Source organism: Mycobacterium sp. PS03-16 (assembly GCF_004570325.1).
Classification (GTDB): Bacteria; Actinomycetota; Actinomycetes; order Mycobacteriales; family Mycobacteriaceae; genus Mycobacterium.
The window spans coordinates 1-23795 of the sequence record NZ_SPQO01000047.1 but is presented as its reverse complement, the minus strand read 5'-3'; the positions used below and the strand labels follow the sequence as shown (position 1 = coordinate 23795).

27 protein-coding genes and 1 riboswitch are annotated in these 23795 nt (G+C 72.5%); of the genes, 20 read left to right on the top strand and 7 right to left on the bottom strand.

Annotated elements, in window-relative coordinates:
- Positions 1–6 precede the first annotated feature (6 nt).
- Positions 7–915 (top strand): ribonuclease Z, encoded by a 909-nt coding sequence (locus tag E4P42_RS24590; RefSeq protein WP_135128985.1) that lies wholly within the window; start codon positions 7–9, stop codon positions 913–915.
- Positions 916–985: 70 nt separating this feature from the next.
- Positions 986–1885 carry a glycosyltransferase family 2 protein gene (locus tag E4P42_RS24585; protein ID WP_135128983.1) on the top strand — a complete coding sequence of 300 codons (900 nt, stop codon included), beginning with the start codon at positions 986–988 and terminating at the stop codon, positions 1883–1885.
- A gap of 1 nt (position 1886) precedes the next feature.
- On the opposite strand, the gene E4P42_RS24580 is transcribed toward E4P42_RS24585, so the two are convergent.
- Positions 1887–3824 (bottom strand): heavy metal translocating P-type ATPase, encoded by a 1938-nt coding sequence (locus E4P42_RS24580; protein WP_135129006.1) that lies wholly within the window; start codon positions 3822–3824, stop codon positions 1887–1889.
- Between the two features lie 129 nt (positions 3825–3953).
- Here E4P42_RS24580 and E4P42_RS24575 point away from each other — a divergent pair, with 129 nt between their 5' ends.
- Complete coding sequence (locus E4P42_RS24575; protein WP_371287079.1) at positions 3954–4274, top strand: ArsR/SmtB family transcription factor; 321 nt, start codon at positions 3954–3956, stop codon at positions 4272–4274.
- Here the strand turns inward: E4P42_RS24575 and E4P42_RS24570 are convergent.
- Positions 4211–4600, bottom strand: coding sequence for a MerR family transcriptional regulator (locus tag E4P42_RS24570; RefSeq protein WP_135129004.1), 390 nt, complete (start codon positions 4598–4600; stop codon positions 4211–4213). The two genes, E4P42_RS24575 and E4P42_RS24570, sit on opposite strands and share 64 nt — an antisense overlap.
- A 207-nt stretch (positions 4601–4807) precedes the next feature.
- On the opposite strand from E4P42_RS24570, the gene E4P42_RS24565 reads away from it, so the two are divergent.
- The gene (locus E4P42_RS24565) at positions 4808–6337 is read left to right on the top strand and encodes an alpha/beta hydrolase (protein ID WP_245234211.1); all 1530 of its coding nucleotides are present in this window, start codon (positions 4808–4810) and stop codon (positions 6335–6337) included.
- Positions 6334–6969: an LppA family lipoprotein gene (locus E4P42_RS24560; protein ID WP_135128979.1), complete on the top strand. Its 636-nt coding sequence runs from the start codon at positions 6334–6336 to the stop codon at positions 6967–6969. Before E4P42_RS24565 ends, E4P42_RS24560 begins: the two co-directional genes overlap by 4 nt.
- 7 nt (positions 6970–6976) lie before the next feature.
- On the opposite strand, the gene E4P42_RS24555 is transcribed toward E4P42_RS24560, so the two are convergent.
- A complete protein-coding gene (locus E4P42_RS24555; RefSeq protein WP_135128977.1) occupies positions 6977–7270 on the bottom strand; it encodes a hypothetical protein in 294 nt (97 codons plus the stop codon).
- Between the two features lie 139 nt (positions 7271–7409).
- Between E4P42_RS24555 and E4P42_RS24550 the strand changes: the two genes are divergently transcribed.
- The 4 genes from E4P42_RS24550 to E4P42_RS24535 all read left to right on the top strand — a co-directional run bounded on the left by E4P42_RS24550 (position 7410) and on the right by E4P42_RS24535 (position 10978).
- Complete coding sequence (locus E4P42_RS24550; protein WP_135128975.1) at positions 7410–7658, top strand: hypothetical protein; 249 nt, start codon at positions 7410–7412, stop codon at positions 7656–7658.
- A gap of 193 nt (positions 7659–7851) precedes the next feature.
- Complete coding sequence (locus tag E4P42_RS24545; RefSeq protein WP_135128974.1) at positions 7852–9489, top strand: PP2C family protein-serine/threonine phosphatase; 1638 nt, start codon at positions 7852–7854, stop codon at positions 9487–9489.
- A 65-nt stretch (positions 9490–9554) separates the two neighbouring features.
- Entirely contained in the window at positions 9555–10601 is a 1047-nt protein-coding gene (locus E4P42_RS24540) for a B12-binding domain-containing protein (RefSeq protein WP_245234212.1), read from the top strand.
- On the top strand, positions 10598–10978 hold the full coding sequence (locus tag E4P42_RS24535) for an STAS domain-containing protein (RefSeq protein WP_135128970.1): 381 nt from the start codon (positions 10598–10600) through the stop codon (positions 10976–10978). The genes E4P42_RS24540 and E4P42_RS24535 overlap by 4 nt, the downstream gene beginning before the upstream one ends.
- A gap of 43 nt (positions 10979–11021) precedes the next feature.
- Here the strand turns inward: E4P42_RS24535 and E4P42_RS24530 are convergent, their stop codons facing one another.
- Together E4P42_RS24530 and E4P42_RS24525 are read right to left on the bottom strand one after the other, a co-directional pair.
- On the bottom strand, positions 11022–11474 hold the full coding sequence (locus E4P42_RS24530; RefSeq protein ID WP_135128968.1) for an SRPBCC domain-containing protein: 453 nt from the start codon (positions 11472–11474) through the stop codon (positions 11022–11024).
- Complete coding sequence (locus E4P42_RS24525) at positions 11471–11803, bottom strand: helix-turn-helix transcriptional regulator (protein ID WP_135128966.1); 333 nt, start codon at positions 11801–11803, stop codon at positions 11471–11473. The genes E4P42_RS24530 and E4P42_RS24525 overlap by 4 nt, the downstream gene beginning before the upstream one ends.
- Before the next feature lie 87 nt (positions 11804–11890).
- Between E4P42_RS24525 and E4P42_RS24520 the strand changes: the two genes are divergently transcribed.
- The gene (locus E4P42_RS24520) at positions 11891–12655 is read left to right on the top strand and encodes a DUF899 domain-containing protein (protein ID WP_135128964.1); all 765 of its coding nucleotides are present in this window, start codon (positions 11891–11893) and stop codon (positions 12653–12655) included.
- A complete protein-coding gene (locus tag E4P42_RS24515) occupies positions 12642–13310 on the top strand; it encodes a maleylpyruvate isomerase family mycothiol-dependent enzyme (RefSeq protein ID WP_135128962.1) in 669 nt (222 codons plus the stop codon). The genes E4P42_RS24520 and E4P42_RS24515 overlap by 14 nt, the downstream gene beginning before the upstream one ends.
- Here E4P42_RS24515 and E4P42_RS24510 read toward each other — a convergent pair whose 3' ends face one another.
- Complete coding sequence (locus tag E4P42_RS24510) at positions 13311–13850, bottom strand: gamma carbonic anhydrase family protein (protein WP_135128960.1); 540 nt, start codon at positions 13848–13850, stop codon at positions 13311–13313. It lies immediately after the preceding gene.
- Positions 13851–13963: 113 nt separating this feature from the next.
- Here E4P42_RS24510 and E4P42_RS24505 point away from each other — a divergent pair, with 113 nt between their 5' ends.
- The 8 genes from E4P42_RS24505 (at position 13964) to bluB (ending at position 21126) form a co-directional block, all read left to right on the top strand.
- A complete protein-coding gene (locus E4P42_RS24505; protein ID WP_135129001.1) occupies positions 13964–14722 on the top strand; it encodes a (Fe-S)-binding protein in 759 nt (252 codons plus the stop codon).
- Positions 14719–16176: a LutB/LldF family L-lactate oxidation iron-sulfur protein gene (locus E4P42_RS24500; protein ID WP_135128958.1), complete on the top strand. Its 1458-nt coding sequence runs from the start codon at positions 14719–14721 to the stop codon at positions 16174–16176. Before E4P42_RS24505 ends, E4P42_RS24500 begins: the two co-directional genes overlap by 4 nt.
- Positions 16173–16790, top strand: coding sequence for an LUD domain-containing protein (locus tag E4P42_RS24495; RefSeq protein ID WP_135128956.1), 618 nt, complete (start codon positions 16173–16175; stop codon positions 16788–16790). The genes E4P42_RS24500 and E4P42_RS24495 overlap by 4 nt, the downstream gene beginning before the upstream one ends.
- Positions 16791–16857: 67 nt before the next feature.
- Positions 16858–17361 carry a thiol peroxidase gene (tpx, locus tag E4P42_RS24490; RefSeq protein WP_135128954.1) on the top strand — a complete coding sequence of 168 codons (504 nt, stop codon included), beginning with the start codon at positions 16858–16860 and terminating at the stop codon, positions 17359–17361.
- Between the two features lie 132 nt (positions 17362–17493).
- On the top strand, positions 17494–18180 hold the full coding sequence (locus tag E4P42_RS24485; protein WP_245234210.1) for a precorrin-8X methylmutase: 687 nt from the start codon (positions 17494–17496) through the stop codon (positions 18178–18180).
- A complete protein-coding gene (locus E4P42_RS24480) occupies positions 18177–19703 on the top strand; it encodes a precorrin-2 C(20)-methyltransferase (RefSeq protein WP_135128952.1) in 1527 nt (508 codons plus the stop codon). The genes E4P42_RS24485 and E4P42_RS24480 overlap by 4 nt, the downstream gene beginning before the upstream one ends.
- A complete protein-coding gene (locus E4P42_RS24475) occupies positions 19700–20482 on the top strand; it encodes a cobalt-precorrin-4/precorrin-4 C(11)-methyltransferase (protein WP_135128950.1) in 783 nt (260 codons plus the stop codon). Before E4P42_RS24480 ends, E4P42_RS24475 begins: the two co-directional genes overlap by 4 nt.
- Entirely contained in the window at positions 20479–21126 is a 648-nt protein-coding gene (gene bluB, locus E4P42_RS24470) for a 5,6-dimethylbenzimidazole synthase (protein ID WP_245234209.1), read from the top strand. The genes E4P42_RS24475 and bluB overlap by 4 nt, the downstream gene beginning before the upstream one ends.
- On the opposite strand, the gene cbiE is transcribed toward bluB, so the two are convergent.
- On the bottom strand, positions 21111–22337 hold the full coding sequence (gene cbiE, locus E4P42_RS24465; RefSeq protein ID WP_135128948.1) for a precorrin-6y C5,15-methyltransferase (decarboxylating) subunit CbiE: 1227 nt from the start codon (positions 22335–22337) through the stop codon (positions 21111–21113). The genes bluB and cbiE overlap by 16 nt on opposite strands.
- Positions 22338–22347: 10 nt before the next feature.
- Positions 22348–22534, top strand: a riboswitch (cobalamin riboswitch).
- Between the two features lie 25 nt (positions 22535–22559).
- Between cbiE and E4P42_RS24460 the strand changes: the two genes are divergently transcribed.
- Positions 22560–23795, top strand: a 1236-nt coding sequence (locus tag E4P42_RS24460) for an ATP-binding protein (protein WP_167759615.1), incomplete at its 3' end; no start/stop codon positions are given.

The following is a 23795-nucleotide window of genomic DNA, read 5'->3' as shown; positions in this document are numbered from 1 at the left end:
CGGGTGGTGCGCGAGCTCGTCATCCTCGGCACCGCCAGCCAGGTGCCGACCCGACACCGCAACCACAACGGCTATCTGCTGCGCTGGGACGACGAGGGCTTTCTGTTCGACCCGGGCGAGGGCACCCAGCGGCAGATGCTGCTGGCCCGGGCCGGCGCGAGCAGCGTGACCCGGCTGTGCCTCACCCATTTCCACGGCGACCACTGCCTCGGTGTGCCCGGTGTGGTGCAGCGGCTGTCACTCGACGGCGCCCGCCACCCGGTCCACGCGTACTACCCGGCGTCCGGGCAGGAGTACTTCCACCGGCTGCGGCACGCCACCCCGTTCCACGACGTGACCGATGTGCGCGAGCATCCGGTCGCCGCCGACGGCGTTATCGCGACCGGTGACTTCGGTGTGCTGGAGGCGCGGCGGCTGGATCACTCCCTCGACGCGATCGGCTACCGGCTCGTGGAACCCGACGGCCGGCGGTTCGTCCCGGACCTGCTCGCCCGCTTCGGGCTCCACGGCCCCGCGGTCGGTGAGCTGAGCCGCACCGGTGCGCTGGAGGTCGGCGGGCAGCGGGTGACGCTGGCCGACGTGTCCCGGCCGCGCCGCGGCCAGCGGGCCGCGTTCGTCATGGACACCCGGCTCTGTGACGGCGTGTACGCGCTGGCCGACGGCGCGGACCTGCTGGTGATCGAGGCGACCTTCCTCGACGCGGACGCCGAGCTGGCCGCGCGGTACGGGCACCTCACCGCGCGCCAGGCCGCGCAGGTGGCCACGGACTGCGGTGTCCGGCGGCTGGTGCTCACCCATTTCTCCCAGCGCTATCCCGACCTCAACCGCCACTGCGAGGAGGCGGCCGAGGTCTACGACGGCGACCTGTTCCTCGCCGAGGACCTGATGCGGATTCCCGTGCCCGCCCGCGGCTGACGTCACGTTTACGCCGGCGTCGCGGGGTACTCCTCCCACGACTGTCGGCCAGCGGAGCGAAGGAGGTCCGGTGACACCGGACGAGCGCGTCAGCGTGGTAGTGATCACCCACAATCGGTGCACCGAGCTCGACCGGACCCTGCACCGGCTCGCCGAGCTGCCGGAGCGGCCGGCGGTGGTCGTGGTCGACAACGCCTCGACCGACGGGACCGCCGACAAGGTGCGCACCCGCCATCCGGAGGTGACGCTGCTGACGCCGGGCCGCAACATGGGCGCGGTGGGCCGCAACCTCGGTGTGCGCCATGTCGAAACGCCGTATGTGGCGTTCTGCGACGACGACACCTGGTACGACCCCGGCGCCCTCACCCGGGCCGCCGACCTCCTCGACGCCCACCCCGAGCTGGCAGTGGTGACCGCGAGCATCATCGTCGAACCGGACGGCCGGCTGGACGCCATCTGCGATGAGATGGCCGACTCACCGCTGGACCGCGCACCCGGCATCCCGGGGCACCCGCTGCTCAGCTTCCTGGCCGGCGTCTCGATCCTGCGCCGCGAGGCGTTCCTGTCCGTCGGCGGCTTCTCGGAGCGGCTGTGGCTCGGCGGCGAGGAGGAGCTGCTCGCCTCCGACCTCGCGCGGGACGGCTGGCTGATGACCTACGTGCCGGAGATCGTCGCCCATCACCACGCGTCGCGCGTCCGCGACACCCACCTGCGCCGGCGCCACGGCATCCGCAACACGCTGTGGTTCACCTGGCTGCGCCGGCCGCTGCCCGCGGCCGCCATGCGCACGGTGCGACTGCTGCGCCGGCTCCCCCGCGACCGGGTCACCGCGTCCGGCATCGGCGACGCGGTGCGCGGGCTGCCGTGGGTGCTGCGCGAACGCCGGCCGGTGCCCGCCCACCTCGAACGCGGCTACCGGCAGCTCGAGGACATGCAGCTCAACGGCGGCGCCCGCAAGTACGTCTCCTGACTCAGCTGCGCGGCCACGCGCGGTCGCGCAGCAGCCGTAACCCGTTGAGCGCCACCAAAATCGTGGAACCCTCGTGGCCGGCCACCCCCAGCGGCAGCGGAAGATGCCCGACCAGGTCCCAGATGACCAGCACGACGATGAACGTCGCGGCGATGGCCAGGTTCGCGACGACCACCCGGCGGGTGCGGCGCGCCAGGGCGACGACCGCGGGGATCGTCGACAGGTCGTCGCGGGTGATCACGGCGTCGGAGGTCTGCAGGGTCAGGTCGGAGCCGGAACGGCCCATCGCGACGCCGACGTGCGCACCGGCCATCGCGGGTGCGTCGTTGACACCGTCCCCGGCGAACAACACGCTGGCACCGCCCTGCTCGAGGTCGCGAACCGCGGCCACCTTGTCCTCGGGTAGAAGCCCGGCGCGGACGTCGGCGATGCCGACCCGATAAGCGAGATACTCTGCGGCAAAACGGTTGTCCCCGGTGAGCAGCAGGGGCCGCACGCCGAGCCCGGCGAGCCGGGACACGGCGTCGGCGGCCTCCTCGCGTGGGCGGTCGGTCAGTCCGAGCACTCCGGCCGCACGGCCGTTGACCCGCACCACGACCGCGGTGTGGCCGTCGGCCTCGAGGTCGGCCACGATGCCGGCCCCGGTGTGATCGGCGTCGGCGAGCAGCGCGGGGCTGCCCACCTCGACGACGTCGTCCCCGACCAGGGCGCGCACCCCGCGTCCCGGGGTGGAACCGAAATCCGTTGGCGTGGCCACATGCAGCCCGGCGGTGCGGGCGGCGGTGACGACGGCCCGCGCCACGGGGTGCTCCGACGGGTACTCGGCCGCGGCGGCGAGCGCCAGCAGCGGGTCGGCGTCCATGCCGGCGCCGGGCAGCACCCGCACCGCGGTCAGCGTCGGCGCGCCGTGGGTCAGGGTGCCGGTCTTGTCGAACGCCACGTGTGTGACGCCGGCCAGCTTCTCCAGCACCACAGCCGATTTCACCAGCACGCCGTGTCGGCCCGCGGTCGCGATGGCGGCGAGCATCGGCGGCATCGTAGACAGCACCAGCGCGCACGGCGACGCGACGATCATGAACGTCATCGCGCGCAGCAGCGCCGATTCCAGGTCGGCGCCGAAGAGCAGCGGAACGGTGAACAGCGCGACCGTCGCGGCCACCATCACCACGGAGTAGCGCTGTTCGACGCGTTCGATGAACAACTGCGTGCGTGCCTTGGTGGCGCTGGCCTCGGCCACCATCGCCGCGATGCGGGCGATGACGGTGTCGGCCGCCGGCCGCGTCACCCGCACCCGCAGCGTGCCGGTGCCGTTGACGGTGCCGGCGAACACCTCGTCGCCGCCGGCCTTCGCGGCGGGCAGCGGTTCGCCGGTGATCGTGGCCTGAGCGACCTCGCTGGCACCGTCGATCACGATGCCGTCCCCGCCGATGCGTTCGCCGGGGCGGATCAGCAGGACGTCCCCGACCTCGAGGCGCTCGGTGTCGACGGTCTCCTCGGCGCCCGCGGCCGTCAGCCGGGTGGTGGTCGGCGGGGCGAGGTCGAGCAGGCCGCGCACCGAATCCTCGGTGCGGGTGGTGGCGACCGCCTCGAGTGCGCCGGAGGTCGCGAAGATGACGATCAGCAGCGCCCCGTCGAAGACCTGCCCGATGGCGGCCGCACCGATCGCCGCCGCGACCATCAGCAGGTCGACGTCCAGCGTCCGGTCCCGCAGCGCCTTGAGCCCCGCGAGTCCGGGCTCCCATCCGCCGGCGGCGTAGCAGGCCAGGTAGAGCACCCACCACACCCACTCCGGCGCACCGCCCCACTGGGCGGTCAGGCCGACGGCGAACAACGCGGCCGCGGCCGCAGCCCACCGCACTTCGGGAAGCGCGAACGCCCGCGTCCGCGGCGCGCTACGGCCGGCGCTGTCGCGGGGCGGGGCGACCGCTGTGCTGGGCATGTCGACAGTCACCCGACGATCCTATATGCGCACTCATGCAGATACGCAAGCAGAAGCACAGATCGATGACCGAGTAGCCAGCTCAGCGGTATAGTTCCGGGCGTGCACACCTCGATCGCCGGGTTCACCATGCCCACGGACGAACAGGTCGGCCGCGCCACCGACGTGTTCCGGATGTTGAGCGATCCCACCCGCATCAAGGTGCTGTGGGCGCTGTCGCAGGGTGAGACGTCGGTGGCCTGCCTGGCCGAACTGGCCGACGTGGCGCCCGCGGTGGTCAGTCAGCACCTGGCGAAGCTGCGCCTGGCGGGCCTGGTCAGGGGCCGCCGCGAGGGCACGTTCGTGTACTACTCACCCGCCGACGACGACGTGCTGCGCGTGCTCGGTCAGGCGTTGTTCGGCGACGAGTCGGCCCGCTCGGCCAGCACGCCGGCGAACTCCTCGGCGTAGGCGAGCTGCCGGCGCAACCGCTCGGCGCTCTCCTGGGTCTTCTCCCGGTAGTCGCGGAGGCACCGCACCGCGGCGTCGCGCTGATCGGCGGTGGCGTCCCCACTGTCGAGGACATCGAGGGCCGCCAGTAGATCCTTCATCTCGGCGAGCGTGAATCCCAGCGGCTTCATCCGCCGGATCACCAGCAGCCGGTGGACGTCGTCCTCGGTGTACAGCCGGAAGCCACCCGCGCTGCGCGCCGACGGCGTCACCAGCCCGACGTCGTCGTAGTGCCGGACGGTCCGGATCGACAGCTCGGTCCGCGCTGCCACCGTTCCGATCTGCATCTGTTCGCCGCTCCTGCCACTCACCGCGACTCCCCTCGTGGCACACCGGTCGCTGCGCGTGTCCCGGCGTGATGACCGCCCACTCTAACGCGGAGGAAGGTTTCGCCCGGGCCCGCTGTCCGGCAGTTATCCACCGGCAGCCCCATTAGCGGCCCGGCCGTGGCCGTCGGTGGGCGATACTGAGCAAATGGCGCGGGGGGTGGTGCGGTGAGCGCGCTCGACGGGTTCTACACCGCGTGGGGCAATGCGCGACGCACGTTCGGCGCGGGCCCGCCGCAGGGCGGGGAGTCCTACGACGCGAGCGCTGGCCTGGCGCGACTCGGCGCCGCGGTCGCCACCGCCGCCCCGGGAACTGCGTGGTCGGGCAGCGCGGCAAGCGCGTACGACACCGCGAACGACCATCACCGGGCGGCGCTGATCCGGCTGGCCGAACTCGACCGCCGGCTCGGGGCACATGTCGACCGGTCCGCCGACGTCGTCACCGCGGGTCGCCGCAACCTCGACGCGCTGCACCGGTGGGTGACCGATGCGGCCACCAGCGTCCCGCCCGGCAAGCTCGGCGACACCATGCTGATCCGCATCGCCAATCGCGGGCTCGACCAGCTCAGCGAAGTAGTCAGCCGGACGCAGGCCGAGTCGGTCAGCGTCGCACACCACCTGCGCGGCCTCCTGGACCTCTACGAGGACCTGTTCGGTGATCTGGTCGGCGAGCCCGCCGCGGACGACGAACCCGATGAGGCCATCCGCGTAACCGATCTGTCATCGGGTGACATCGAGCGCATCGATCGAGCCAACCGCGAACTGCTGCAGGGGATGGCCGACGAGTACAGCCGCCTGCCTGACGGCCAGATCAGGACCGATCGGCTGGCCGACATCGCCGCGATCCGCGAGGCGCTCACGGTGTTCGACTCCCACCTGCTCTACCTGGAGATGCCGGCCGACCCCTCGCAGATGATCCCCGCGGCCACCGCGGTGGGCGATCCGTTCCGCGCCGACCACGTGTCGGTGTCGGTGCCCGGCGTATCGAGCACCACCCGCGCCGCCGTCGCGGGTATGACCCGCGAAGCCGAACAACTCCGCATCGAGGCCACGCAGGTCGCCGAGAAGGCGGGCGAGAGTACCGATATCGCGACGGTGGCCTGGCTCGGGTACCAACCACCACCCACCCTGGCCGCCCCCGAGGTCCTCACCGACGACCTCGCTCAGGCCGGGGCGCGGGACTTGACGAGCTTCCTGCGGCAGCTCGACGGGGCGTCCCACAATCCGGGCCAGACCACCGCGCTGTTCGGGCACTCGTACGGGTCGCTGACATCCGGTATCGCGTTGGGCGACGGCGCCAGCGCCTACGTCGACAATGCGGTGCTCTATGGGTCGCCCGGCTTCCAGGCGACCTCGACGGCCGACCTGGGCATGCGCGACGACAACTTCTTCGTGATGAGCACCCCGGACGACCCGATCAACGCGATCGGCGCGCTGGCTCCGGTGCACGGCTGGGGTTCGGACCCGAACGAGGTCATCTACGGCGACGTCTTCGGAGGTGAGGCACCCCGCTACCGGTTCCCGCACCTGGAGACCGACGCCGGCTGGACGCCCGTTCCCGGCCTCGAGTACAAGACCGGCGCCTCCGGCCACTCCGAATATCCCCGCGACGCCGGTGAACGTATGACCGGGTACAACCTGGCGGTCATCCTGCTCGACCGCCCCGACCTCGCCGTGACGGAGACTCCGAGACCATGACCGACACGAGGGCGGGCCGCACCCGCGCGCGGGTGGCCGCGCTGCTGCTGTGCGGTGCGCTGACCCCACCGACAGGCGGATGCACCATGAGCGATCATCCGAACGAATCCCCCACCGTCGCAGGCGAAGACAAGGTCGCGCTGATCGACGGCCTGCGCGACAAGGGGTCGTTCGAGGAGGAACGCCGACGGCTCAACGACACCGCAACGGTGATCGCCGAACGCATCGTCGCCGCCGTGCCAGGACAGACCTGGCGGGTGACCGATGATCCGAATGTGCTGACGCTGAACCGGAACGGGCAGTCGTGCGACGACCTGACCGCCGACATCGCGCGCCGCCCGAGCTCGGACTCGGTCGCCTTCGGCCGGACGTTCACCGCCGACGAGTTCACCACCGCCGTCGGCATCGTGCGCGAGGAGGCCGCCCGGCTCGGCGCAACCGAGGAGTCGTCGCTGTTCGACGAGACCGCCAAACGCGACTTCGACGTCCGGGGCAACGGTTACGAGGTCAACCTGGGTCAGATCACGGCCGCCCGGCTCAACATCACCGGCGGCTGCCGCCTGCTGCAGTCGGTGCTCGACCTGCCGCCGGGTCAGCTGCCGCCGGAGCCGCCGATCGTGCCGACACCCTGACCGGTTGTCACGCCGGGGTGGGCACGTCGGCCTGCCACCGCGCCCGCCGCTCCTCGAGGCTCTGCTCCCACCACGGCGGCGTGCCGCGCTCACCGAGCGCCACCTTGGCCGCCTGCACCCCCGCCCGCGCCCGCCGTTCTCGGTCGGTGCCCACGGTGCGCCGCACCTCGCGCCGCCACGCCATCAAGACCCGGGTGAGTTCGGCGCGCCGCGCCTCGGGGATGGCCGGGTCGGTGGCGCGCCAGCGGCGACCGTCGATCACGACGTGATGACCGTCCTCGGTCAACCGCGCCTCACCCACGTCGTGAGCATGCCACCGCGCAATTGCTGCCAGGGCCCCATCAATCACTGCCAGTGGAATTCAAACCCCTGAGCTGCGGGTTTGACCAGTCAGACCGGGACGAAATCCCCGGACCGAGCCACTGAGAGAAGTGAGAACGATGCAGAAGTTCACCGCCGCCACCCTGTTCGCCGGCGCCACCGCCGCCGCCTTCATCGGCCTGGCCGCCCCGGCCGCCGCCGCGCCCGCCGGCCCCGGCAACGCCGCCGACACCATCAGCAGCCTCGACGACCGCGGCTACCAGGTCCGCGTCACCCAGCAGGGCATGACCAAGCCGCTGGACGAGTCGGCGATCGTGTCGGTCCGCTACGACAACGACGACCGCGTCGTCTACGTCACCACCCGCTGACACCGGCACGACCGCAGCTACCGCGAGAACGGGCGCCCCGCAGGGGGCGCCCGTTCGCGTTGGCCCCCGCGAGCGGCGCGGAACGTCGAGGACACTGCACAGTCCACGCTGTGGCGAAGCGGTGACGTCTGACCCCGACCGGTTGAACCGCGGCAACGCGGTAGGCAATAGTGGGTGCAGTGAGGAGGCTGCGATGAGCGAGGAGGGTGCTGTCCGCGTCGACACCGGGCGCTACGCCTCGTGGACCTCCGTCCCCCACCCCGTCGTCGTGGTCGATGCCGAGGGCGTGATCCGGGCCCGCAGCGGTTCCGTGGCCGCCCTGCTGCCCGCGGCCGAGCCCGGCGCCGTCCTTCGCGACGTCGCCCCGCGCTGGCTCTCCGAGGCCCACGACCGCCCGGCCGCGCCGACCGCGGAGGCATCGGGCCCCCTGGCCGACCGCGTTCTCACCGCACGTCCCTCCGCTCTGCCCGACGGCGACACGGCATGGTGGCTGGTCGACGACACCGACGGCCTGCTCGCCGAGGCACACCGCGCACTGGCCCGCGAGCGGGAACGGGCGGCGTTCCTCGACGAGGCGTCGGCGGTGCTGATGGCCTCGCTGAACATCGACCGGTGCATGGATTCGACCGTCGAGATGGCGGCGCGGCACCTCGCCGACGCCGCGGTGCTGGTGGCTCCGGTCACCGGCGGCCACGTGCCGGTGGTGTGCAGCGGCGCCAACGGCACGGTCCATCACCGCCGCGTCGAGGCCGATCCCGCCGCGGTGGCCGGACTATCCGAGGCGCTGCGCGGCTTCCCGCCGGTCCCGTCACGGTGGCTCGACCCGGCAACCATGCCCGCCTGGCTGCTGCCCGAGGACTTCGACGGCCCGGTCGGGTCCGTCGTGATCACGCCGCTGCCCGGCCACGGCGTCCCCGCCGGAGCGCTGGTGCTGCTGCGGCGCAGTTCGGAGGCGGCGTTCAACGAGGGCGAAGAGGTGTTCGCGCGGCTGTTCGCGGCCCGCGCCGGGGCTGCGCTGTCGGCGGCGCGGCTGTACGCCGAACAGTCCGCGATCACCCGCACGCTGATGCGCGACCTCCTTCCGCCCCGCCTGCAGCGCCTCCACGGCATCGAACTCGCCGGCGGGTACCGCGCGTCGGAGGACCACCAGGTGATCGGCGGCGACTTCTACGACGTCCATCCCGCCACCACACCGGACGGCGAGACACTGATCATGCTGGGCGACGTCTGCGACAAGGGGCTCGAGGCCGCCGTCCTGACCGGCAAGATCCGCAACACGCTGCAGGCGCTGGCACCACTGGCCGAGGATCACGCCGGCGTGCTGCGACTGCTCAACAGCGCACTGCTCGCCGCCCACCACACCCGCTTCGCCACCCTGGTGCTGGCCTCGATCGCACGCCGGGAGGGTCAGGTCGCCTTGCGGCTCACCAGCGCCGGCCACCTGCCCCCGCTGATCGTGCGCAACGACGGCGGTGTCGAAGAGGCCGACACCCGCGGCACGCTGGTCGGGGTGATGCCACAGATCCGCGCCAGGACCTTCGAGACGGCGCTGGCGCCGGGCGAGACCTGTCTGCTCTACACCGACGGCGTCACCGAGGCCCGCGGCGGCCCGCTGGGCGGCGACATGTTCGGGGAGCCCCGACTGGCCGCCGCGCTCGCACAGTGCGCAGGCCTGCCCGCCGAGGCGGTGGTCGAGCGAATCATGATGCTGACCTCGCAGTGGGTGGGCGCCCGCGCACACGACGACATCGCCGTCGTGGCCATCACCGCGCCGCGGCGGACCCACCTGAGCGCCGTAGACGGCCACACCGCCGGGAGGTACACCGCGTGAGCACCCGGGACGTCGATGCCACCTGGCTCGACGACGCCACCGATGTCACCGGCGCCGCCGATGCGCTGATCCGGGAGCGGCTGTGGGGCGCCGCGCTCGACGGAGATGAATATGCCGCGGCAGCAACGGTTTTCGCGGCGATCGAGCAGGGAATGGCGGCGGAGGACGTTCTGCTCGACGTCATCGCCCCGGTGCAGCACAAGGTCGGCACCGAATGGGCGGCCAACCGGATCACCGTCGCCCAGGAGCACGCCGCCACCGCGATCAACGACCGGGTGATCGCCGCGCTGGCCCACCACCCCGCCGCCCGACCAGCCCCGCGCGCCGGCCGGGTGACCGTGGCGTGCGTGGACGGCGAGTGGCATGCGCTGCCCGCCCGCCTGCTCGCCGAGGTGCTGCGCCTGCGCGGGTGGGAGATCGATTTCCTCGGCGCGCAGGTCCCCACCCCGCACCTCATCGCGCATCTGCACCACCAGGGGCCCGACGCCGTCGCGCTGTCGTGCTCCATCCCCACCCGGCTGCCCACCGCGCACGCCGCGATCACCGCGTGCCAGGCGGCAGGAGCCCCGGTGCTCGCAGGCGGCGCCGCGTTCGGACCCGACGGCCGCTACGCCCTGCAGTTGGGCGCCAATGCGTGGGCGCCCGACGCGCGCGCGGCCGAACAGCGCCTGCGCCGCGGTTTCGCCCGGGTGAGTCCGGCCGCCGCCCATCAGCCCATCGACGACCTGCCGCATCTGGCCGACCAGGAGTACACGATGGTCCGCGATTCGGCCGCGCGGCTCATCGGCACCGCGATGGACGACTTGGACAACCGCTTCCCCGCCATGCGGGACTACTCCGAGCAGCAGCGGCAGCACACCGTCGAGGACCTCGCGCACATCGTCGAGTTCCTGGGCACCGCGCTCTACGTCGACGACGACGATCTGTTCACCAGGTTCATCACCTGGACCGCGGACATCCTCACCGCCCGCGGTGTGCCGGCGGCGTCACTGCAACCGGCCCTGGAATCCCTTGCCGCGCAACTGCACGACCATCCCCGCACCCAGCGCATCCTGCGCGCCGCCCACACCGTCCTGAGCCCACCGGCCACCGACCCCACCCGCACCGCATGAAACTCACCGTGACCACCGACAAGACGGCCCGGTCGGCAGGCGTGCACATCGCCGGCGACCTCGACTTCCTGAGCACCGGCGAGTTCGTCGACGCCGTGTGCACGCTGGTGTCCGACCAGCCCGGGCTGTGTCACCTGCGCCTCGACTTCGCCGCACTGACGTTCTGCGATTCGGCGGGCCTGTCGGGGCTGATCGACATCCACCGCCACGCCGCCGCGGCCGGTGTGCAGCTGCACCTGGACCGCCGGCCTGCACACCTGGACCGGGTGCTCGACATCACCGGCATCCTCGACCACCTGACCACACCACCGGCAGTGGACGGCGCGACCACGGGCGCGCGCACCGGTCCGGCCGCGGGTGAGTCCGGACTGGGCTGAGAGCGGGCGCTGCCGAGCGCCACACATCACCGCCGCGGCGGTATCACGACCCGCGGGACGCTCGCGCAGCCAGCACCGCGACCAGCTGCTCGGCGGTGAGCGTCCAGCCGTTGTGGAAGTCGTCGAATTCCGTTGCGGGAACGAGGCGGTGTTCGATCGCCATGTGTGTGTCGGACTCGCCGGCCGGGGTGAAACGGACCTCCACGACACTGGTCACGGTCGGATCCGGCCAGTTGGAGTTGCTCCACGTGAACCGCAGGAGGTGCGGGCGGTCGATCTCGAGGAACTGCCCGGTGATCAACACCCGGGTGCCCTCATCGTCGACGTCGAAGCGCAGGATGCCGTCGACCCGGGGATCGAGGTCCACCCCGACGACCCGCGAGGGGCGTGGGCACATCCACTCCGTCAGCGCGTCCGGATCGAGCCATTCGTCGAACACCTCGGCCGGGGGTGCGGGCATGATCCGTTCGACGCGGATGGTCGCGGTGTCGGTCATCGCGCGGCCCGCTTCCGGCGCAGCCGCGTGGCCAGTGCGTCCGCGCTGGCCGACCAGAACTGCGTCTGCTCGGCCATCCACTGCTGGGCCGCGGTCAGCCCCTCCGGGCGCAGCGACAGCCAGTGTTCGCGGCCGCGCACCTCGCGGGTGACCAGCCCGGCCGACTCCAGCACGCCGACGTGGCGGGACACCCCGGCGAACGACATCGGTAGCGGCGCAGCCAGATCGCTGATCCGGGCGTCGCCCTCGCGCAGCGCCTCGATCAGCCGGCGCCGGGTCGGGTCCGACAGTGCGGCATAGGCGCGGTCCAGCACCTGATCTTCAACCACCTTGTTGACTATAGCCGAGATCAGTGGTGTGCTGGCTTCATCAGACATTCAACTGTTCTGTTGAACATTTTGGTCGAGGGAGCACCCATGCACACACCGCCGATCGTGTCGGCGTCCGAATGGCACGACGCCTACCAGCAGATGCTCGTCAAGGAGAAGGAGGTGACCAGGGCGCGCGACGCGCTCGCCGCGATGCGCCGGCGGATGCCGTGGACGGAGGTGACCACCCCGTACGAGTTCGAGGGACCGGCGGGCCGCCTGTCCCTACTCGACCTGTTCGACGGCCGCAGGCAGCTGATCGTCTACCGGGCCTTCGTCGAACCGGGTGTGCAGGGCTGGCCCGAGCACGGCTGCGTCGGCTGCTCACTGATGGCCGACCACATCGGCAACCTCGCACACCTCAACGCCCGCGACACCACGCTGGTCTACGCCTCGCGCGCCGGCCAGGCCGACCTGGCCCGCGTCAAGGCCCGAATGGGTTGGCACCACCCGTGGTTCACGATCACCGACAACTTCGACGTCGATTTCGGAGTCGACCAGTGGCACGGCACCAACGCGTTCATCCGCGACGGCGACCGCATCTTCCGCACCTATTTCATCGACAACCGCGGCGATGAGATCTTCAACAACACCTGGCACTTCCTCGACATGACCGCACTCGGCCGCCAGGAGACGTGGGAGGACTCCCCGCCCGGTTACCCGCAGACCGCACCGTACGAATGGTGGTGCTGGCACGACCAATACGGCCAACGCGCCCCGTCACGCTGGTTCGGCGACCCGGATCCCGACGACCCGAAGGATCCCCGCCCACCGCGGCCCGCCGAGGACGGGAACTGCTGTGCCCCCCGCTGACGCGCAGCGCAGCGCCCGGCTCTACCAGGACACCCGGGAGCGGATCGTCTTGCTGGTCAGCGGACTCGGGGATGCCGGCTGGCAGACACCCGTGCCCGCCTGCCCGGGATGGTCGATACGCGACGTCGTCTCTCACCTCGCCGCGGTCGCCGAGGACTGGGCGAGCGGACGGCTCGCCGGTGCGCCCAGCGACGAGGAGACGGCCGAACACGTCGCGCGGTACCGCGACCGCGACACCGCTGGGCTGCTCGACACCTGGCACGCGGCGGCCGCCCAGCTCGAGCGGCTGGCGCACACCCGCGCGCTGGTCCCCCCGCTGGGCGATGTCGTCACCCACGAGCACGACATCCGCGCGGCGCTCGACCGTCCCGGCGCCCGCGACACCGCCGCGGTACGCGTGGTCTCCGACCAGCTGCTCACGATGCTGGCGCCACCGGTGCCGCTGCGCGTGATCGTGGAGGACGCCGAGTACCGCAGCGGACCCACCGACGGATCCGAGATCCGCTTGCGCACCAACCGATTCGAGTCCGTGCGCTGGCGAACGGGACGCCGCAGCCGCGCTCAGCTCGCCGCGATGGACTGGTCGGCCGATCCGGCGCCGGTCCTCGACCACCTCTACCAGTTCGGACCCGCGACGGCCGATCTGCGCGAGTAGTCAGCCCTCGTGCTCGACCGGCGTCGCGGCGCGGTGCACCCCGAGCAGGTACTCGTAGGCCGGGGCGTTGATCCCACTGACCGTCATCTCATCCTCGGTGAGCTCGCGCCGCACCTTGGCGGGAACACCGGCCACCAGCGACTGCGGCGGCACCGTCATGCCCTGCGGCAGCACCGCTCCGGGGGCGATCAGCGACCGGGCACCGACGGTCGCGCCGTTGCCGATCACCGCGCCCATCCCGATCAGGCAGCCGTCCTCGACGGTGCAGCCGTGCAGGACTGCGTTGTGCCCCACGGTGACCCGCACGCCGATCCGCACGGGGAAGCCCGGGTCGGCGTGCACGGTGGCGCTGTCCTGGATGTTCGAGCCCGGCCCGACCTCGATGGGGTCGAACTCGGCGCGCAGCGTCGCCGAGTACCAGACGCTGGCCTTCTCCGCGATCGTGACGTTCCCGATCACCGCCGCGTTGGGGGCCACCCAGCACTCCGGGTGCAGACGGGGAGCGTGGCCCTCGAGGGCCAGGATCAAGGGCTGCGCCATGCGGCACATCATGACAGACCAGCAACTCGGATCCGCGCCGCCGAACCCCTCGCGTAGGCTGATCGGACCACACCACAATGTGGTCCGACCAAGAGTTGATGCAGGAGCCGTGGATGCGCATCGCCCTGTTCGCGACGTGTCTGGCCGACGCGATGTTCCCCGACGCCGCGATCGCCACCGTGACACTGCTGGAGCGCCTCGGCCATCAGGTGGTGTTCCCCGAGCAGCAGACCTGCTGCGGCCAGATGCACGTCAACACCGGCTATCTGACCGAGGCGACCGGTCTCGTCGCCCACCACGTCGAGGTGTTCGAACGGTCCGGGTGCGACGCGGTGGTGGCGCCGTCGGGGTCGTGCGTCGGCTCCGTGCGCCACCAGCACGCGATGGTCGCGCGGCGGGCCGGCGCGCACGACCTCGCCGAGCGGGCCGAGGCCATGGCCGCGCGGACCTACGAGCTCTCGGAGTTCCTGGTCGACATCCTCGGCGTCACCGACGTCGACGCCTACTACCCGCACCGGGTCACCTACCACCCCACCTGCCATTCGCTGCGCATGCTGCGGGTCGGCGACAAACCCCTGCAGCTGTTGCGCCACGTGCGTGGGCTGGACCTCGTGGAACTGCCCGCGGCCGACTCCTGCTGCGGATTCGGCGGCACGTTCGCGATCAAGAACGCCGACACCTCGACCGCGATGCTGGCCGACAAGATGGCCAACGTCATCGACTCCGGCGCCGAGATCTGCACGGCCGGGGACTCGTCGTGCCTGATGCACATCGGCGGCGGCCTGAGCCGCATCCGGGCCGGGATCCGCACCGTGCACCTCGCGCAGATCCTCGCCGCGACGGACCGCGCCGGCCAGGCGGGCGCCCGATGACCGGCGCGCACGGCGTGGGCAACCTGCGCGGTGAGCTGCCGTTCCCCAAGGCCGCGCGCACCGCGCTGGCCGACACCCAGATGCGGCGCAACGTCGGCCACGCCACCCGCACCATCCGGACCAAACGGCTCGGTGCCGTGGCCGAATGCGCGGACTGGGAGGAGCTGCGCGCGGCGGGCAGCGCACTCAAACAGGACGTGCTGGCCCGGCTGCCGGAACTGCTCGTCCAGCTCGAGGAGGCCGTCACCGCCCGTGGCGGTGTCGTGCACTGGGCCCGCGACGCCATCGAGGCGAACGCGATCATCACCGACCTGATCGCCGCGCGCGGCGTCGACGAGGTGGTCAAGGTCAAATCGATGGCCACCCAGGAGATCGGCCTCAACGAACACCTCGAGGCGCACGGCATCGCGGCCATCGAGACCGACCTCGCCGAGCTCATCGTGCAGCTCGGCCACGACACCCCCAGCCACATCCTGGTTCCCGCGATCCACCGCAACCGGTCGGAGATCCGAGAGATCTTCGAGCGGGAGATCCCCGGCGCAGGCGCCCTCACCGACGAACCGCGGGTGCTCGCGATGGCCGCCCGCGAACACCTGCGCCGCAAATTCCTCTCGGCCCGGATCGCGGTGAGCGGCGCCAACTTCGGCGTCGCCGAGACCGGCACGCTGGCCGTGGTGGAATCCGAGGGCAACGGCCGGATGTGCCTGACCCTGCCCGAGACGCTCATCACCGTGATGGGGATCGAGAAGGTGGTGCCACGGTTCACCGACCTCGAGGTGTTCATGCAGCTGCTGCCGCGGTCCTCGACCGCCGAGCGGATGAACCCCTACACCTCGATGTGGACCGGCATCCATCCCGGCGACGGACCGCGGGAGTTCCACCTCGTTCTGCTCGACAACGGCCGCACCTCGGTGCTGTCCGACCCCGTCGGCCGGCCGGCGCTGCACTGCATCCGCTGCAGCGCCTGCCTGAACGTGTGCCCGGTCTACGAGCGCACCGGCGGCCACGCCTACGGTTCGGTGTATCCCGGCCCGATCGGCGCGATCCTCTCGCCCCAGCTCACCGGCACGCGCGGCCACGACGACCCGAATGCGTCGCTGCCCTACGCGTCGTCGCTCTGCGGCGCCTGCTTCGACGCCTGCCCGGTGCGTATCGACATCCCCGGCATCCTCGTCCACCTGCGCGCCCAGCAGGTCGACGCCGACCGGGGCGGCCTGCCCGGCGGCCAGGACATCGCGATGAAGGCCGCCGCGTGGGCGATGGCCTCGTCGAAGCGGTTCGCGCTCGCCGAGAAGGCGCTGGGCGCCGGCCGGGTGGTCGCCGGATCCGGTCACCGCATCACCGCGCTGCCCTGGCCCGCCTCCCGCTGGACCTCCAGCCGCGACATCCCCGAGCCGCCCGCTGAGACGTTCCGCCAGTGGTGGGCCCGCACCCACCGGGAGGACACGCCATGAGCGACGCGAGAGCCGTTGTCCTGCAGCGGATCCGCAGCGCGCTGGCCGCAGCGCCGGCCGCGCCGGTCGAGGTGCCCCGCGACTACGACCGCGCGCCGCTGACCGCCGCCGGTGACGTCGAGCGTTTCGCGGAGACGGTCAGCGAGTACCGCGCCCGGGTGGTCCCGGTCAGCGAGGCCGACATCGCGGCCACCGTCGCGTCGCTGCTCCCCGACTCGGCCCGCGTCGTCGCCCCGGCCGGGCTGCCGCGGGACTGGGTGCACGGCGTGGAGGTGCGGTTCGAGGAGCCGGCCGCGCCGCTGTCGGTGGACGAACTGGCGGCGATGGACGCCGTGGTGACCGGATGCGCGCTGGGTGTCGCGGCCACCGGGACCATCGTGCTAGACGCCGGGCCGGCGCAGGGCCGACGGGCGCTGACGCTCGTCCCGGACCACCACATCTGCGTGGTGGCGGCCGGACAGATCGTCGACACCGTGCCGCAGGCGTTCGCGGGCCTCGACCCGACCCGGCCGCTGACCTTCATCTCGGGCCCGAGCGCCACCAGCGACATCGAACTCGACCGGGTGGAAGGGGTGCACGGGCCCCGCACGCTCGACGTGCTGATCGTCGCGTGAGCGTGCCGGTCCGGGACTGCCGGGGGGCGGTTGTGCGGGCGCGGGCCGAGCCGTAGAGAATGGCGGCATGGCGCAGATAACGTTGGGTGGAAATCCGATCAACACCGTCGGCGAATTGCCCGCCGTCGGGTCGCCGGCTCCGGAGTTCACGCTGACCGGGACCGACCTGGGCGAGCTGGCCAGCAGCCAGTACCGCGGAAAGCCGTTGCTGCTCAACATTTTCCCGTCGGTCGACACGGGGGTGTGCGCCACCAGCGTGCGGACCTTCAACGAGCGGGTCGCCGGCAGCGGGCTGACCGTGCTGTGCGTGTCCAACGACCTTCCGTTCGCCCAGAAGCGGTTCTGCGGTGCCGAGGGCATCGAGAACGTCGCCACCGGCTCCGGCTTCCGCGACGACTTCGGCGCCCAGTACGGCGTGACCATCACCGACGGTCCGATGGCCGGGCTGCTCGCGCGTGCGGTGGTCGTGCTCGACGCCGACGGCAAGGTGGCCTACTCGGAGCTGGTGCCCGAGATCGCCCAGGAGCCGGATTACGACGCGGCCCTGGCCGCGGTCGAGTCGCTGCGATAGCGCGGCCCGCGCCGAGCGGCGCGAACGTCCACGTAGGGTGACCACAGTATGGTTGGACCACAGCGAGCCGCTAAGGTGACCTGTGCAACACCATGACGGCACGGAAGTTCGCGCGAGTACGGAGGCACCCCAGTGACCAGTTCTTCCACTGACCAGGGCCACCTCGTGCGGCCGACCAAACGGTACGACTACATCGACGACGGCGCGGCCATCTACGTCGACTCGTTCGCGACGATCCGCCGGGAAGCCGACCTGTCACGCATCCCTGCCGAGGCCGAGAAGCTCGCGGTGCGGATGATCCACGGCACCGGCCAACCGAACCTCACCGACGACCTGGTGATCCATCCCGGCCTGGTGCGGGCCGCCCGGTCGGCGCTGGATGCCGGGGCGCCGATCCTGTGCGATGCGTACATGGTCGCGACCGGGGTGACCGCCAGCCGGCTGCCCGCGGGCAACGACGTGCACTGCTACCTGCGGGACCCGCGGGTGCCCGACCTCGCGCGCGCGTGGCGAACCACCCGCACCGCGGCCGCGGTCTCGCTGTGGGAACCGCTGCTCGACGGGGCGGTGGTCGCGATCGGCAACGCGCCTACCGCACTGTTCCACCTCATGGAGATGCTGCTCGACGGGGCGCCGCGGCCTGCGGCGATCGTTGGCTGCCCGGTCGGGTTCATCGGCGCCGCCGAATCGAAGGATGCGCTGATCGCGTTCGCCGACACGCATGGCATCGACATCCCCTACGTGACCATCCGCGGCCGCCGCGGGGGGTCGGCGATCACCTCCTCGGCGCTCAACGCGCTGGCCTCGGAGGCGGAATGACCGCGCAGGCACCCGTCGGCCGGTTCTACGGCGTCGGGCTGGGCCCCGGTGACCCCGAGCTGATCACGCGCAAGGCCGCCCGGGTCATCGCCGGCGCCGACGTCATCGCCTACCACGCCGGGGTCAACAAGTCGTCGTACGCGCGCAGTATCGCCGCCGACCTCATCCCCGCCGCGGCGATCGAGGAGGAGCTGCGCTACCCCGTCACCACCGGCGCCACCGATCATCCCGGCGGCTACGCGGGCGCCCTGGCCGACTTCTACGAGGAGGCGGCCGCCCGGCTGGCCGCCCACCTCGACGCCGGACGCACCGTCGCGCTGCTCGCCGAGGGCGACCCGCTGTTCTACGGCTCGTACATGTACATGCACGACCGGCTGGCCGAGCGCTATCCCACCGAGATCATCCCCGGCATACCGGCGTTCACCGCCGCCACCGCGGCCACGGCGTCCCCGCTGGTCCGCCAGACCGACATCCTCACCGTGCTGCCGGGCACCCTGCCCGAACCCGAACTCGCCCGCCGGCTGGCCGACACCGACGGCGCGATCATCATGAAACTGGGCCGCACGTTCCCGGCGGTGCGCCGTGCGCTGGCCGCTGCGGGCCGGCTGCCGCATGCGCTCTACGTCGAACGCGCCAGCCACCCCGAACAGCGGTGGATGCCGGTCGCCGACGTCGACGAGACGACGGTGCCCTACTTCTCGCTCATCGTCGTCAACGGCGACTCGCTCAACGGCCGCCGGTCCCGCGGCACCGAGGCCGCCGCACCGGCGGTGGCCGCACCCGTCGCCGAGGCCGCCGAACTGCTCGTCGTGGGGCTGGGGCCCGGACCGGCGCAGTGGCTCACGCCAGAGGCGGCCGCCGCGCTGGCCGAGGTGGACCACGTGGTGGGCTACGCGCCCTACGTGGCCCGGGTCCCGCAGCGCGAAGGCCTGCAGCGCCACGCGTCGGGCAACACCGTCGAGGTCGACCGTGCCCGCTTCGCGCTGGACCTGGCGCGCCGCGGCGAGAAGGTGGCCGTGGTGTCCGGCGGTGATGCGGGCGTATTCGGCATGGCCGCAGCGGTTTTCGAGGCCGCCGAGGATCCGGGGTACGCCGGGGTGCCGGTGCGCGTGCTCCCGGGGGTCTCGGCGGTGCAGGCGGTCGCCGCCCGCGCCGGTGCACCGATCGGCGCAGACTTCGCCGTGATGAGCCTGTCCGACCGGCTCAAACCCTGGTCGGTGATCGAGAACCGGTTGCGCGCGGTCGCCGAGGCCGACCTCGTGCTCGGGATCTACAACCCGGCGTCGCGGTCGCGGCCCGACCAGATCGCGGTGGCGCGCAAGGTGCTGCTCGAGCACCGCGCCGCCGACACCGTCGTCGTGGTGGGCCGCGATGTCGGGCGCGACGGGGAGTCGCTGGAGGTCACCACGCTGGGCGACCTGGACCCCGAGACCATCGACATGAAATGCCTGTTGCTGGTGGGCGCCTCGGCCACCCGGGTGACGCAGTCCGGCCGGGTGTGGACCCCGCGGTGGGTGCGATGACGGCCGCCGTCCAGTTCGTCGGCGCCGGGCCGGGTGCGGCGGACCTGCTCACCGTGCGGGCCGTCCGGCTACTCGCCGACGCCGACGTGGTGCTCTACCCCGGCACCTATCTCGACCCGTCGGTCCTCGAGAATTGTTCACCGGCCGCCGAACTCGTCGACACCCAGGATCTCGACCTGGACGCGATCGTCGACCGCATCGTCACCGCGCACACCGCGGGGCGGCGCGTGGTGCGGCTGGTCTCCGGCGACCCCTCGCTCTACAGCGCGGTGTCCGAACAGACCCGCCGCCTCGACGCGGCCGGCGTGCCGTGGGCGCTCACCCCCGGCGTCCCCGCGTACGCCGCCGCCGCGGCCCGGGTCGGCCGCGAGCTGACCGTGCCCCTGGTCGCCCAGTCGGTGGTGCTCACCCGCACCCAGCAGCGGTCCACGCAGATGCCCGACACCGAATCGCTGGCCGCGTTCGCCGCGACCCGCGCCACGCTGGTGCTGCACCTGGCGATCACGCGGATCCGCCCGCTGATGGCCGAGCTCGCCCCGTCCTACGGGCCCCAGTGCCCGGTCGCCGTCGTCTACCGGGCCTCCCAGCCCGCCGAGGTGGTGCTGGTGGGCACCGTCGCCGACATCGCCGATCAGGTGGAGGCCGCCGGGCTGCGGCAGGCCGCGGTGATCCTGGTGGGCCGGGCGCTGGCCGGCCGGCCCGACCCCTGCGCGGGCGACAGCCACCTCTACGACCCGGCGCGCGACCGGTCGGTCAAACAGGTCGGCGGGCTGCGGTGAGTGCCCCGGCACCGACCTTGGCCGGCCTCTACGACGTCATCCACCGCCGCCGCGACACCCGACGGGAGTTCACCGGCGCACCGATCGACCGCGCGGTGCTCGACCGGGTGCTCGGCGCCGCGCACGCCGCCCCGTCGGTGGGCATGTCGCAGCCGTGGGACTTCGTGCTGGTCCGCTCCCCCGACACCCTGCGGGCGTTCCGCGGACACGTCGCCCACGAGCGGAATGTGTTCGCGCACAGCCTGTCCGGGGAACGGGCCGAGACGTTCTCGCGGATCAAGGTGGAAGGCATCTGCGAATCCGGCCTCGGCGTGGTGGTCGGCTACGACCCCACCCGCGGCGGCCGCCAGGTGCTCGGCAGGCACGCCATCGACGACGCCGGCCTGTACTCGGTGGTGTGCGCGATCCAGAACCTGTGGCTCGCCGCCACCGCCGAAGGCCTCGGCGTGGGCTGGGTGTCGTTCTACCGCGAGGAGTACCTCCGGACGCTGGTCGGCATGCCCGAGCACGTCCGGCCCGTCGCCTGGCTGTGCGTGGGCCGGGTGGCCGATCTGCCGGAGGTGCCGGACCTGGAGCGCTACGGCTGGCGCGCCCGCTCACCGCTGTCGTCGGTGGTGCACGAGGAGCGCTACCGCGCCCGCTGAGCCCAGCTCCGCGTGTACGCCCACTGCGTCACGGCCCGCGCGGGCGTCCATCCGGTGAACGTCCCGACCGGCGCGGCGTGCTCGGTGTGGATGCGGGTGAGCTCACCGCCGTGCTCACCGTAGGCGGCGGCCAGGACGGCCTCGGTCTCGACCGTCACGCCGTGCACCACCAGCCGTCCGCCCGGCCGCAACACCTCCAGGCAGGCCGGCAGCACCCCGGGCCGGGTGGCGCCACCACCGATGAACACCGCGTCGGGAGACGGCAATTCGGCCAGCGCGTCCGGCGCGCGGCCGTGCACCACCTCGAGCCCGGGCACGCCGAGCGTGCGGGCGTTGCGGCCGATCCGCTCGGCGCGCGCGGCGTCACCCTCCACCGCGATGGTCCGGCACGTGGGATGGGCACGCATCCACTCGATGCCCACCGACCCCGCGCCCGCGCCGACGTCCCACAGCAGCTGTCCGGGCACCGGCATCAGGCGGGCCAGCGCGGCCGCCCGCAGATCCCGCTTCGTCAGTTGCCCGTCGTTCTCGAACGCCTCGTCGGGCAGGCCGCAGGCCCATCCCGTCAGCAGCGGCCCGGCCAGGTCGAGGGCCACCACGTTGAGCCGCGGCGCCGGACCGGAATAGGTGGCGGCGGTGGCGTCCACCCGCGTCTCGGCGTCGCCGCCGAGGTCGCCGAGCACCACCATCCGGCTGGCCCCGTAGCCGCGCGCCACCAGCAGCGCGGCCAGGGCGGCGGGGGTGTCCTCATCAGAGGACAGCACCAGGACCCGGCGGCCCGGTGCCAGTTCGCGCAGCGCGGCGTGCGGATCGCGGCCGACCACGCTGACCACGGCGGTCGACTCCGCCGACCAGCCGAGGCGGGCCCGTGCCAGCACGGTCGACGACACGTGCGGGATCACGCTCACCCGGTCGGCGCCGAGCAGCGCCACAAGCGTGGTGCCGATGCCGCTGAGCAGCGGATCACCCGAGGCCAGCGCGACGACGCGGCGGCCGTGCTGCTCGTCGAGGAAAGCCGGCAGCGCCGCGCGCAGCGGCGACGGCCAGGCCAGCCGCTGCTGGCCTTCGACGTCGGGCAGCAGCCCGAGCTGACGCGGCGCGCCGAGCACCACCTCGGCGTCGAGAAGCGCGGACCGCCCGGTCGGCGCGATACCCGGCCAGCCGTCGGCACCGACACCCACCACGGTGAGACGCACGTCGACGACCGGCACGGCGGCGATGCTAGCGTGAGCGGTGCGAGGTGCCCCTTCGCGCCCCGAGTCGGAAACGGCGAGGCAAGCCCCTGGGGAGAATCTGGGAAGTCCGGTGAGAATCCGGCACAGGCCCGCTGCGGTGATCCGGGCCCCTCCTGTGCGTCAGGGGTGGGATCCGGTCAGTCCGAAGACCGGCCTCGCGCGTAACCACGCCGGTTCGCGTCACGAGCGGAGCCTCACATGCTGCAGCTGTACCCCTTCACCGCTGTCCTCGGCAGCGATCCCGACGCACCGGGCGGGCTCGACGACATGGCGCTGGCCCTGGTGCTCACCACGGTGTCGCCGCGCATCGGCGGCGTCCTGGTCCGCGGCGAGAAGGGCACCGCGAAGTCCACACTGGTGCGTGCGCTGGCCGATGTGCTGCCGCCGATCCGCGTGGTGGCCGGCGACCGCTTCTCGTCCGATCCGGCCGACCCCGACACGTCGTCCCCCGACGGGCCCTTCGCCGCGGACTGCGCGGTCGAGACCCGCCCCGTGCGGCTCGTGGAGCTGCCGGTGGGCGCCACCGAGGACCGCGTCGCCGGCTCGATCCACCTCGGGCGCGCGCTCACCGACGGCGCCGTGGACTTCGAACCCGGTCTGCTGGCCCGCGCCCACCGCGGCATCCTCTACGTCGACGAGATCAACCTGCTCCCCGACCACCTGGTCGACCTGCTGCTCGACGCCGCGGCCATGGGCCGGCTGACCGTCGAACGCGACGCCGTCTCGGTGACCCACGCCGCGAGTTTCGTGCTGGTCGGCACCATGAACCCGGAGGAAGGCGAGCTGCGCCCACAGCTGCTCGATCGCTTCGGGCTCACCGTCGAGGTGGCCGCCCCGCGCGACCCCGCGGAGCGCGCCGAGGTGGTGCGCCGGCGACTGGCGTTCGACGCCGACCCCGCGGGGTTCGGGGAGCGCTACGCCGACGCCCAGCAACGGTTGCGCACCCGCATCGAACGGGCGCAGTCACTGGTGGGCCGGGTCCGGTTGAGCGACGAGATGCTGCTGCGGATCGCCGAGGTGTGCGCGGCGTTCGGCGTCGACGGGCTGCGCGCCGACATCGTGACCGCCAGGGCGGCCGCCGCCCACGCGGCCTGGCAGGGCCGCGACGAGGTGACCACCGAGGACATTCGCGTGGCCGCACGCCTGACGCTGCCGCACCGGCGCCGCCGCAACCCGTTCGATTCCCCCGGCCTCGACGAACAGGAACTCGACGACCTGCTGCCACCCGACGACGGCAACCCCGATCCCGAACCGGACCCCGACGGACCCGGCGGGGGCAGCGACGCCCCTGCCGAGGACGGCGCCACCCCGCCGTCCGGCGAGGACCGCGGCGACGCCGGCGCCCCGGCTCCGCAGCCGCCGCCCTCGCCGGTCGGCGCCGGTCAGCCGTACCGCACCCGGCTGTTCACCGTGGCGGGCGTCGGCGAGGGCCAG

Excerpts from the sequence above, each read along its gene's own strand:
- E4P42_RS24580 (WP_135129006.1), bottom strand. The coding sequence starts at position 3,824 with ATGCCCAGCACAGCGGTCGCCCCGCCCCGCGACAGCGCCGGCCGTAGC.
- E4P42_RS24575 (WP_371287079.1), top strand. The coding sequence starts at position 3,954 with ATGCCCACGGACGAACAGGTCGGCCGCGCCACCGACGTGTTCCGGATG.
- E4P42_RS24570 (WP_135129004.1), bottom strand. The coding sequence starts at position 4,600 with ATGCAGATCGGAACGGTGGCAGCGCGGACCGAGCTGTCGATCCGGACC.
- E4P42_RS24560 (WP_135128979.1), top strand. The coding sequence starts at position 6,334 with ATGACCGACACGAGGGCGGGCCGCACCCGCGCGCGGGTGGCCGCGCTG.
- E4P42_RS24550 (WP_135128975.1), top strand. The coding sequence starts at position 7,410 with ATGCAGAAGTTCACCGCCGCCACCCTGTTCGCCGGCGCCACCGCCGCC.
- E4P42_RS24545 (WP_135128974.1), top strand. The coding sequence starts at position 7,852 with ATGAGCGAGGAGGGTGCTGTCCGCGTCGACACCGGGCGCTACGCCTCG.
- E4P42_RS24535 (WP_135128970.1), top strand. The coding sequence starts at position 10,598 with ATGAAACTCACCGTGACCACCGACAAGACGGCCCGGTCGGCAGGCGTG.
- E4P42_RS24530 (WP_135128968.1), bottom strand. The coding sequence starts at position 11,474 with ATGACCGACACCGCGACCATCCGCGTCGAACGGATCATGCCCGCACCC.
- E4P42_RS24520 (WP_135128964.1), top strand. The coding sequence starts at position 11,891 with ATGCACACACCGCCGATCGTGTCGGCGTCCGAATGGCACGACGCCTAC.
- E4P42_RS24510 (WP_135128960.1), bottom strand. The coding sequence starts at position 13,850 with ATGGCGCAGCCCTTGATCCTGGCCCTCGAGGGCCACGCTCCCCGTCTG.
- E4P42_RS24505 (WP_135129001.1), top strand. The coding sequence starts at position 13,964 with ATGCGCATCGCCCTGTTCGCGACGTGTCTGGCCGACGCGATGTTCCCC.
- E4P42_RS24500 (WP_135128958.1), top strand. The coding sequence starts at position 14,719 with ATGACCGGCGCGCACGGCGTGGGCAACCTGCGCGGTGAGCTGCCGTTC.
- E4P42_RS24495 (WP_135128956.1), top strand. The coding sequence starts at position 16,173 with ATGAGCGACGCGAGAGCCGTTGTCCTGCAGCGGATCCGCAGCGCGCTG.
- tpx (WP_135128954.1), top strand. The coding sequence starts at position 16,858 with ATGGCGCAGATAACGTTGGGTGGAAATCCGATCAACACCGTCGGCGAA.
- E4P42_RS24480 (WP_135128952.1), top strand. The coding sequence starts at position 18,177 with ATGACCGCGCAGGCACCCGTCGGCCGGTTCTACGGCGTCGGGCTGGGC.
- E4P42_RS24475 (WP_135128950.1), top strand. The coding sequence starts at position 19,700 with ATGACGGCCGCCGTCCAGTTCGTCGGCGCCGGGCCGGGTGCGGCGGAC.